Source organism: Hyalangium sp. (assembly GCF_035629615.1).
In the GTDB taxonomy this organism is placed as follows: Bacteria; Myxococcota; Myxococcia; order Myxococcales; family Myxococcaceae; genus Hyalangium.
Genome location: NZ_DASPHO010000587.1, coordinates 1 through 9,795, shown reverse-complemented (window position 1 = coordinate 9,795; position 9,795 = coordinate 1). Strand labels below are relative to the sequence as shown.

Sequence of the window (9,795 nt, the reverse complement as noted above, 5' to 3'; positions counted from 1 at the left end):
CACCACCAGGCCACGCGGGTAGCGGTAGATGCGGCTGAACTGCTCCACCGCCTGCGCCACCGTGGGCGTGTAGATGATGGGCATCATCTCCTCGATGTGCCGATCGATCAGCGCGTAGAAGAGCACCTCGCTCCGGTCCTGCAGCGCGCGCAGGAAGACATGCTTCTCCAAATCCGAGCGGAAGCTCTTGAAGTTCGCATAGGAGCGCTCGACCTGCTCGTCCAGCGTAGAGACATGGGTGGGCAGCACGCCCATGAGCCCGAACTCATTGCGCTCCTCCCAGGAGAAGGAGGTGACCTTGTTGAGCAGCGGGAGTCGGGTGAGCACCAGCCCCGGCAGGGACGTCTCGAGGTAGGGGCGGCCGTTCGCGTCGTACTTCTTCTCGTACTGTTTCATGGGGGTATTGGGGGTAACCGTGCGCCCTCAGGTTGGCCACCGGCGCCGGGTCCTGTCGAGACTCCAGTGCCGTGGCGCGAGGCGTTGATGCGCCGCGTGATGCCCTCTGCGGTGATGGGAGGGAGAAGGAGGCCTGTTCCCCAGGCGCCGAAACAGCAACGCCCACGCGGTGCGTGGGCGCTGCCTGAGTCCATGCTTGCGACGAGGTGCCAGCTAGCGTGCACCCTCGGGGAGCTGGGTGTCCTCCGTCAGCCCGTCCTCAGGTGTCGTGTCCGCCGGCGAGTCCGGGACGCGGAACATGTCGTCGACGTTCCCGCCCTCGTTCAGGTTGTCCTCGGTGGGCTCCAACGCATCGTTGCCGAAGCCGGCGCCGCCCGTGCCCGGCTCGTCATGGACGCCCGGCTCGGACTCTTTCTCGGCGTCGCGGATGCTCTCGTTCTCCGGAGTCCGCAGCGGATCCTCTTCCGGCATGCGGAGGTTGTCGTCCGACTGCTTCGTCTTGCTGATGTCGCTCTCGCCGGAGCCGCCCGTGCCGGGGGGGGGCGTCTCCGTGCCCGTGGAGGTGCCCTCGGTGGTCGAGCCTTCGCCCGGAGTGCCCGTGGAAGGCGTCGTCTGAGTGGTGTCGGGGGTGCCCTCCGTCCGCTCCGCAGACGAGTCCGACTTGCAGCCGATGAAAGTCAGCGCGCCCGCGAGCAGACCGGCGGCCAGGAACTTCTTCGTGTTCTTCATGGTGTTCTCCCTCTGTCCGTGTCCGTGCTGCTACTGGCCGGGAACGTGGGCAGCACAGAGCCCATCTGCAGGGTTCGCTCGGCAGGCAGCACGCCCCGCGGGCGGTACGCTCCTGCGCCTGTCAGCCCTTGCCAGGGAGCGGTTGCTGACTGGGGCCGGAGTGGGGCGGAGGGCTCGCCGCATCCTGGGCCTGGACCTGCCGCCGGAGCAGCTTGCGGCGCCGCCGCTCCGAGAGCGTCAGCAGCAGCGCCGGGAAGGCCACCAGCATGACAAGCAGGTTCACTCCGAAGCCCAGGTTGGCCAGTGCTCCAATCGAGTTGAGACCCGGATGGTTTGCCAGGAAGAGCGCGCCGAAGCCCATGGCGCTCGTGAGCAGGCCCCCCGCAATGGCCCAGCCCGTCTCCGAGTACACCGAGACGAAGTCACTCTCTGGCGACACGAGCTGCGTGAGCAGGTGGACTCCTGCATCCACCGTCGTCCCGATGAGCACGGGGATGACGAGGATGTTGAGGTAGTTGAACTCCACCTTCAGCAGCGGCATCAGCCCCGCAAGCGCCAGCAGCGACACCACCGTGGGCGTCAGGCACAGCAGCGCCAGCCGCAAGCTGCCCAGTGTCACCCACATGGCCAGCAGCACCGCCACCAGGGAGCCCCCGAGAATGAACGGCGTCTCGCGCGTCACCATGTCCAGGATGTCCGCGAGCACCATGGGCTCGCCCGCCACGCTGATGCGTCCACCCCCGGGCGGCTTCACCCCGCGCACCTCTCGCGCCAGCGCTCGGATGGCCTGCCCGTCGTCCAGGCTCACGCGCGGGTACACCAGCACGAAGTGGCTCTGCCCGTTCATGTCCTCGAACTGCCTGCGCACCGAGGCCGGCAGCTCCTCGAGGGTGAAGGGGCTGGCTCTCGCCGCCTTGCGCAGCTCCGCGAGCTGCTGCCGCTGCTCCTCGTCGAGCTGCCCCTCGGGGACATCCTCCAGCAGCGTCTGGAGGCGGCGCAGCACCTCCTGCTTCCGGGACTGCTCCGGGGGCGCCAGCGTCTCCAGCGAGGCCACGAAGTCCACCGTGGAGCGCTCTCCCAGGCGCTCCTGGCTCGCGCGCAGCTGCTCCACCACCGCGTGCTCCTCGGCGGGGCTGCGGGTGATCACCACCAGCGGAGACTGCGAGTAGCCGATGAGCTGCGTCACCTGCCGGTCCAGGACGAACGAGGGCAGGTGCTGATCCGCCAGCGAGCCGAAGTTGAAGTCAAAGCGCACGCGCCCCACATTCGCCACCAGCAGCGCGAGCACCACCGCTGACACCACGGTGAGGGGACGGTGCAAGCGCACCAGCACGCGGCCCAGCGGGGAGCGCTGGTGCGAGGTGGCCGAGGGCCCGGGCTTCCACCCCAGCCGGGCCGCCAGCCCCAGCACCGCCGGTAGCACCAGCACGTACGCCAGCACCATGAGCAGCATGCCGACGCCGGCAATCACGCCGAACTCACGGAACGCGCGGAAGTTCGAGGTGCCCAGCAGGAAGAAGGTGAGCGCCGCCACCAGCGCGGAGGTGAGCGCCGCGCTCCCCGTGTGGGTGAAGGCCTCGCGCGTGGCCTCCTCCGCCTGCCACTTCTGGCCGCGCAGGTACAGGTAGCGCCCCAGCAGGTGGATGCCGTGCTCGATGCCCAAGCCTCCGAGGATGGCGCCCAGGAAGCCCGTCAGGAGGTTCACCCGCCCATAGGCCACCCCCACCAGCCCGTACGTCCACGCCAGCCCCATGAGCACCGGGGCCAGCACGACCGCGACGGCCAGGGCGCTGCGGAAGTGGAGGAAGAGGTAGAGCAGCAGCAGCACGCCCGCCACCGCCGAGGACACCATGATGTCCCGGCCGATCTGCTGCTGCTGATCCAGCTTCTTCTGGAAGGTGCCGGTGATGGCCGTGCGGAAGTCCGGCCCGTACTTCGACAGATCCTGCGAGGCCAGCAGGTCCTCCACCTGGGTGACGACGTGCCGGGAGAAGTCCAGGTCCGCGGAGATGCCCTCGGGCTTGGCCAGCACCACCACGCGGCGCGCGACGGGATCCAGGTAGTACTCCCCGCCCGGGCCCGAGAGCCGGCGCACGCTGCCCGCGCCGTACTTCGCCTCCAGGTCCGAGAAGTCCAGCGAGGGGGCCGGCTCGTCCACCAGCGGGACGAAGAGCGGGTTGGCGCGCTGCTTCTCCCAGGTGAGGCGCGACTCGATGCGCTGCTCCACCTGCGTGAGATCCTCCAGGGACAGGAAGTAGAGCGCGTGGTCCTGGAAGAACGGGCCGGGGCGCTTCGCCTCCACGAAGCGGATGTCGGGCAGCGCCGCCAGCTGAGGCGCCAGGTCATCGGCGAAGCGGCGCAGCGCCTCCGGATCCGCGCCCTCGCCTACCACGGCCACCCAGCCGAGCCCGCCAAAGCGCTCTTCCAGCTCTTGCAGATCCTGCACGCTCTGGAAGGAGCGAGGGAGCAGGCTCACCAGGTTGGCATCGAGCGACAGTCCGCGTGCGAAGAAGACGCCCAGGAGACTGAGCGCCACGGCGATCGCCAGCGCCCGCGCGGGGTGCCGATAGTTGTAGTCGGCCAGCCGGCCGAGCCGTTGCTCCAGGCGCCCCCTCCAGCCTGTCGTTGTCGGATCCGAGGCCATGGTCGCGGCTTCGCCAGCGCCCTCGTGCCCCAGCGGCACGGAGGATGGCGGCTCCCCCTAGGACGCGCGAAGCACGCGTCCTGTCGCGCCGCAAACTGGCCACGCTGCGCCCGAGTGGACAGGGCCGACTGCCCGTTCGCCTGCTCAGGGGGGAGCGGGAGATGCCACCGCAGGGAGCAAGTCCTCGCCCCCTCGCGGGCTGGCAGGCGGGCAGCCGGCCAGGCGCAGCACCGTCGCCCCGACGTCCTCGGCCCGGGCCGTCGCCAGGCGCTGGCCCTTCGGCACGCCGGGACCTCCGAGGATGTAGGGCACCCGGAGCTGATCCGCACGCAGGCCGCCGTGGCCGCCCCGGTAGTTGCCCACCACGAGCTCGTAGTCGGCCGCCAGGTCGTAGCCGAGCGCTGCCGTCACCACCAGATCCGCCACATCCGGAGCCGTCATCAGCCGGTGCAGCCGCACCACGGCGTCCGGAAAGCCCAGAGTATGGGTGGCCTTCAGCCACTCGCGATCGCCGCGCGCCCTCCCATCACACAGCACCCGGCTGGCCTCGCCCTGTGCGTAGCCCAGCGGATCCTCTCCCTCGCAGGCATAGGCGAGCCCCCCTTCACTGGAGGTGATGCGTCCCTCACCCGTGCGCGAGAAGAGGCGGACCTGCCCAGCGGCATCGGCGCGCATCACCACGAGCTCCACACCCTCGGCCTCACGCAGCACCTTCACCACATCCACCGGCTCGCCGCCCTGGTGCCGGGGAAGCTGGAAGGCGGTGCCCGGCTCGGGCTGCGTCCGCCACGCCTCCTCGCCCGAGGAGCCCGGGTTGCGCAGGTACACGTAGTTCATCGCGTTGCCGTTCACCGCGAGGATGACGTCCACGTCCGCCCAGGTGGAGATCGGATCGTCCAGCCTGCTCTGGCGCAGGTGGGTGGCCTCGCCGCGCCAGGCGCGCAGCCCCGCGGTGCCCAGGGCCTGCCGCAGGTCCACGTTCTTGTGCACGTCGGTGACGCCATGGTCCGAGATGACGGCGTACACCCGCTGCTCCTCCTGGCCCAGGCGCCGGCTCTCCTCGCGGTAGCGGCCGATGAGGGAGTCGATGTGCCGCACCAGCTTCACGTACGTGTCATCCGTGCCGACGATGTGGTTGCGCCCATCCGGGCTGGCGAAGGTGATCCACTGCACCTTGGGCTGGCTGGCCAGGTCCTCCAGCGCCAGCTCCAGCACCTGCGTCTCGGCCCCGTACCAGTTCGGCAGCAGGCGTGGGCCCAGCCACGGAGTGCCCGCCAGGAAGCGCACCACGGCGGACTTCTCCTGGTACTTCGCCATGCTGAAGCCCCAGCCGAGCTTCTCGTTGCGCACCACTCCGCGGTTGGCGTAGCTGTTCACCGAGAAGGTGTGCTGCCCTGGGAAGCACTCGAAGAGCGTGGGCGGCTCGGAGACAAAGTCCTCATTCATCATCACGTTGGTGCGCCCCACGTAGGCGCGGAAGTTGCCTTCCTTCGCCTCGCGCTTGAACCAGCGCAGGCCCAGCACGCCGCTGCGCACCGCGTCCTGCCCGGTGATGAAGGGATAGAAGCCGTAGCCCGTCATGGTCGGGAAGGCGGCGATGCCATCCTCCACATACAGCCCCTCGGAGATGAGGCGGGCCATGTTCGGCAGGTTTCCCGCCGCCAGCTCTCGCTGGAACACCTCCTGGGACAGGCCGTCCACGAGGAAGTAGGTGAGGTACGGAGGATCCGCGGGGCGGCCCCGGGGGGGAGCAGGGCGCAGCATGTAGGCGACTCCGAGGAGGACCAGCCCGGCGAGCAGCACGGACCGGAGCCTGAGGCGTGGCTTCGGCATGGGGGCAGGGAAGAAACCATGCCTCTCAGGGGTCTGTCAGGGGGACTGGGTGCAAGAAGCCCAGCTTCCCCATGTCTGCCCGGCCGCCCCCCGGCGATTCATTGACTCTCGCCAGGGCCCTCGCCATGGTGGGCGGCTTCAATCGCGGACTTTTGGACACAAGAGCAGGCACATGAGCGACATCGGGTTGGGGCAGCGGATGGAGAAGGCGATGGGGGCGCTGGCCGCACGCAACCACCGCAAGCCCTGGCAGGCGCTGGCAGTGGCCCTGGTGCTGGTGGTGCTCGGCGGCTTCTTCGCGCGCAAGCTGTCGCTCAGCTCGGACCTGGTGGGCCTGCTGCCCAAGTCCTTCCCCAGCGTCCAGGACCTGGAGAAGCTGCGCAAGCGCTTTGGCGGGCAGGGCTACCTGGTCGTCGTGGGCATGAACGCGGAGCCGGACAAGCTCAAGCAGTTCGCCGACGACATGGCGCCCAAGCTCGGCCAGCTGCCGGAGGTCCGCTACGTCCACTACCAGCGGCCCAACGCCTTCTTCGAGGAGCGCTCGCTCTACTATGTGGAGCTGCCGGACCTGGAGACCATTCAGCAGCGCATCGACGCGCGCATCGCCTGGGAGAAGCAACAGGCCAACCCGCTCTTCGTCCAGCTGGATGATGCGCCGCCGCCCTCCATCGATTTCACCGACATCGAGCAGAAGTACCTCGGCCGTGCGAGCGAGCGGCTGTCGAAGGGGAAGGAGCCCTACTACCTGGATCCGGAGGAGCGCCTGGTGGTGCTCATGCTCAAGCCCAAGGGCACCAGCGCTGACCTGGGCTACGCCAAGAAGGTGGTGGCCCAGGTGGAGGACTTCCTGTCGAAGGAGGACCTGTCGAAGTATGGGCCGGGCTTCCAGACGGCGCTCTCGGGCACCTTCAAGAAGAAGATCGATCACCAGGTGCTCATCACCAATGATCTGGCGCGCGCCTCGTCCATTGCCCTGGTGCTGCTCATCCTCTACCTGGTGTTCCACTTCCGCAGCGCGCTGAGCGTGTTCCTCACGCTGGGGCCGGTGATCGCGGGCCTGGCGTTCACGTACGGCTTCGTGGGGCTGGTCTACGGGCAGGTGAATCTCCTGACGGGCTTCCTGGGGGCGGTGCTGGGCGGCCTGGGCGTGGAGCACGGCATCCACCTGCTGGGGCGCTACACCGCGCTGCGCTCGGAGGGGAAGGACTCGCTGGAGGCGGTGCGGGATGCCTTCAGCCACACGGGCTTCTCCGCGCTCATCGCCGCGGTGGTGGCCGCGCTCACCTTCCTCAGCCTCTCCCTCTCCGAGTTCGCCGCCTTCCACGAGTTCGGCATCATCGCCGCGGTGGGCATGGTGGTGAGCATCGCGTCCTACGTGCTCATCCTGCCGGCGCTGCTGGGGCTGGCGGCGCGCTGGGGCTGGACGCCGCGCGCGCACGTGGGCTCGGCCGGCCCCCTGGCGATGCTGGCGCGCTGGCTGCCGCGCAGCTACCGCGGGGTGGCCCTCGTCATCGGCGTGGCGCTGGTGGCGCTCATCAGCCAGGCCGGGAACGTCAGCTTCAACTACGACGGGTCCAAGCTGGAGGCCACGGCGCTGCCGTCCGTGCGGCTGGATCGGCGCATGGACAGAATCCTGGGGTACTCGCAGTCCCCGGTGGTGGTGCTCACGGACTCGCGGGAGATGGAGCGTCAGGTGGTGCGCCAGCTCAAGGAGCGCAAGGCCGAGCGCGGCAAGGACTCGACCATCGACTTTGTCGGCTCGCTGGAGGACCTGGTGCCCGACCAGCAGCAGGAGAAGGCCTCCGTGCTGGAGGCGATCCGCGCGCGGCTGGAGAAGCTGGATCCGGACCGCCTTCCCAAGGACGTGAAGGCCAACCTGGAGCGCGCGCTGAAGATGGCGCGGGCGAGCACCTTCGAGCGCAAGGATCTGCCGGAGATGGTGCGGCGGGAGTTCGAGGGCCTGGAGGGGGACAAGGGCGGTGTGGTGCTGGTGTACGCGGCGATCAACCTGGCGGACGGGTACGGGACGCGGCGCTTCACCAAGGAGGTGCGAGGGATGCAGCTCACGGATGGCACGCAGGTGTCGGCCGCGGGCGAGGCGCTCATCGTCGCGGACATCCTGGACATGGTGGCCAAGGAGGGCCCACGGATCCTGGGCGCGGCCATTCTCTCGGTGCTGGTGGCCATGTGGATCACGCTGGGGCGGCTGCGCACGGCGCTCATCTGCATGCTGCCGACGCTGCTGTCCATCGCCGGGCTGGTGGGGCTGATGGCGCTGCTGGGCATCCAGTTCAACTACCTGAACCTGGTGGTGCTGCCGGTGCTGGTGGGCACGACGGTGGATGCGGGCGTGCACCTCATCCAGCGCCTGTCCGAGCCGGACAGTGACTTCATCTCGGTGTACGCGGAGACGGGGCGCGCCATCACAGGCGGCTTGCTGACGAGCGCCATTGGCTTCCTGGCGCTGGCCATCGCGCAGCACCCGGGCCTCAACTCCATTGGCAACGTGGCGAACCTGGGCTTCGGGGTGAACATCGTCATCGTGCTGCTGGGCTTCCCGGCGCTGCTGCTGCTGGTGGAGCGGTGGCGGCGCAAGCACGGCACCACTGTGCCGGCCAAGGAGTCCTGACGTTCTGGGCTCCAGTTGCGCTCAGGTCACTTCGGTTCGCGGCCCGGCTCTGAGGTACGCTCCGCGAGGAGGGCCAAGAGTACAGGGACGATCAACTTGTCCTTGCTGCGACCGGTCGTCGACTTGATCTCAATGAGGGTGGGCAGGTCGATGACGCGAATCTGGATCTGGCCGTCGGTTACCACCTCGGAGTGGACGAGGAGCTCTTCGTAGCCTCTTCCGTCGTGGAGTCGGCACAAGGGATCGAGGGGACCCAGATCCGTAGAGAGGCGGATCTGCCCTTGCCCCATGAGGAGCGATGCGTCGGGGCGGAGCCTGCGATGGACAATGTCCAGGTCCAGGGTCGTGGTGGGCGCGCCCTGAAGCACGGCTGCTCCTCCACCCACCACGATGAACTCCACACCAGCCCCGACCAGCGCCTCGACCAGCGCTCGGAGATCAGCTTGCCTTGGGTGTTGGCTCAAGCTGGAACCTGTGCAGTGCCTCGGAGGCACGGCTGGCGGCAGAAAGTCGCTCCAAGGGGGAGAGCGTTCTTGCCCACTCGAGGAGCGTGCGATCAACCTCGTCAGATGCTTCAACGAGGAGCGGATCCAGCGCTGCGACGCGGGCTCTCAGTTGTACGAACTCCTCCCAGGAGGGCTTCATGGGCCCATTATAACGCGATCCAGCTGCTCGCCGCCCGCACGAGCGTTCACCTCTGCGAGAGACAGTGAACCTTCAGCAGTCTTGAGGCGGTTTGGCTCCACCTGCGTGGCTTGGTCCCATTTCACCGGGGCTGGGTACGCCAGCGCCGCAGCAACTCTCCCGCGCTTCCTCCCCGATCCAGGCGGGCGGCGCGCAGTTCTCCCTCCGCGCTGATCTCCAGGACGAATTGGAGGGTCGGCTCGCCGCGCAGGTGGTACCGCAGGTCGCCAATGCGGAGCTCGGAGCTCCCCTCGGGAAGGGGAGCAGTGGCTACCAAGGGAAAGCGCGCCCAGGCGAGTGCCTCGCGTACGGTGGGAATGCGCCGCAGGGATTCCGGGAGTGTGTCGGGTGAGGGGCGCGGCCATCGGCGTTGCTCGAGGGGCTGGCTGCCCAGGGAGATCGTCCCGGCCACGTACTCGCCCGGGAGGAGAGCCACATAGCGCCAGGTGGTGAGCGACAGCCACGCGGGGAACACCTGCACCCGCTCCGCACCCGGCCAGGCCTCCCTCACGCGCTGGCTCAGCGTGGTGTGGAGCGTGACACGCAGTCCCACGTAGGCCGCCGACAGGGCTGCCCCAACGAGTAGCGCCCGCCGCCACACGGCTCTGCGGCGCCAGGCCCAGAGCGCGCCTGCGAGCAGGGGGAGGGTCACCCACGGATCCACGACCATGGTCCAGTCCAGCGTCCAGCGCCGGTCCGAGAAGGGAAGGAGCACGCGCGTGCCCCAGCCTGTCCACAGGTCCGCCAGCAGGTGCGCGAGGTTGACGGAGATCAGGCTGTAGAGGAGCACGGGCCCGGTGCGGGCCGTGCGGAAGAGGAGGCATGCCACGGCGGTAGCAGCCAGAGCGACCACGGGGGTGAACACCAGGGCGTGCGAGAG

The 9,795-nt window shown here is 68.7% G+C and carries 6 protein-coding genes and 1 pseudogene; 1 reads left to right on the top strand and 6 read right to left on the bottom strand.

The genetic code is table 11. The features are described 5' to 3' along the window. The 4 genes and pseudogenes from VD972_RS29610 to VD972_RS29595 all read right to left on the bottom strand — a co-directional run. Positions 1 to 396 (bottom strand): annotated as a pseudogene (locus VD972_RS29610) (NAD-dependent malic enzyme); the annotation flags it as partial. A 213-nt stretch (positions 397 to 609) separates the two neighbouring features. After that, positions 610 to 1,125, bottom strand: coding sequence for a hypothetical protein (locus tag VD972_RS29605; RefSeq protein WP_324992117.1), 516 nt, complete (start codon positions 1,123 to 1,125; stop codon positions 610 to 612). 121 nt (positions 1,126 to 1,246) lie between these two features. Beyond that, complete coding sequence (locus VD972_RS29600) at positions 1,247 to 3,769, bottom strand: efflux RND transporter permease subunit (RefSeq protein WP_324992118.1); 2,523 nt, start codon at positions 3,767 to 3,769, stop codon at positions 1,247 to 1,249. Positions 3,770 to 3,913: 144 nt separating this feature from the next. Further along, positions 3,914 to 5,602 carry an alkaline phosphatase family protein gene (locus VD972_RS29595; RefSeq protein WP_324992116.1) on the bottom strand — a complete coding sequence of 563 codons (1,689 nt, stop codon included), beginning with the start codon at positions 5,600 to 5,602 and terminating at the stop codon, positions 3,914 to 3,916. 172 nt (positions 5,603 to 5,774) lie between these two features. Between VD972_RS29595 and VD972_RS29590 the strand changes: the two genes are divergently transcribed. Beyond that, positions 5,775 to 8,231: an efflux RND transporter permease subunit gene (locus VD972_RS29590; RefSeq protein ID WP_324992115.1), complete on the top strand. Its 2,457-nt coding sequence runs from the start codon at positions 5,775 to 5,777 to the stop codon at positions 8,229 to 8,231. A 26-nt stretch (positions 8,232 to 8,257) separates the two neighbouring features. On the opposite strand, the gene VD972_RS29585 is transcribed toward VD972_RS29590, so the two are convergent. Together VD972_RS29585 and VD972_RS29580 are read right to left on the bottom strand one after the other, a co-directional pair. Then, entirely contained in the window at positions 8,258 to 8,695 is a 438-nt protein-coding gene (locus VD972_RS29585; protein WP_324992114.1) for a hypothetical protein, read from the bottom strand. A gap of 302 nt (positions 8,696 to 8,997) precedes the next feature. Then, positions 8,998 to 9,795, bottom strand: a 798-nt coding sequence (locus tag VD972_RS29580) for a metal-dependent hydrolase (RefSeq protein WP_324992113.1), incomplete at its 5' end; no start/stop codon positions are given.

What these genes read in the sequence shown, in the direction of transcription:
- VD972_RS29590 (WP_324992115.1), top strand. Translation starts at nt 5,775, where the DNA reads ATGAGCGACATCGGGTTGGGGCAGCGGATGGAGAAGGCGATGGGGGCG.
- VD972_RS29595 (WP_324992116.1), bottom strand. Translation starts at nt 5,602, where the DNA reads ATGCCGAAGCCACGCCTCAGGCTCCGGTCCGTGCTGCTCGCCGGGCTG.
- VD972_RS29605 (WP_324992117.1), bottom strand. Translation starts at nt 1,125, where the DNA reads ATGAAGAACACGAAGAAGTTCCTGGCCGCCGGTCTGCTCGCGGGCGCG.
- VD972_RS29600 (WP_324992118.1), bottom strand. Translation starts at nt 3,769, where the DNA reads ATGGCCTCGGATCCGACAACGACAGGCTGGAGGGGGCGCCTGGAGCAA.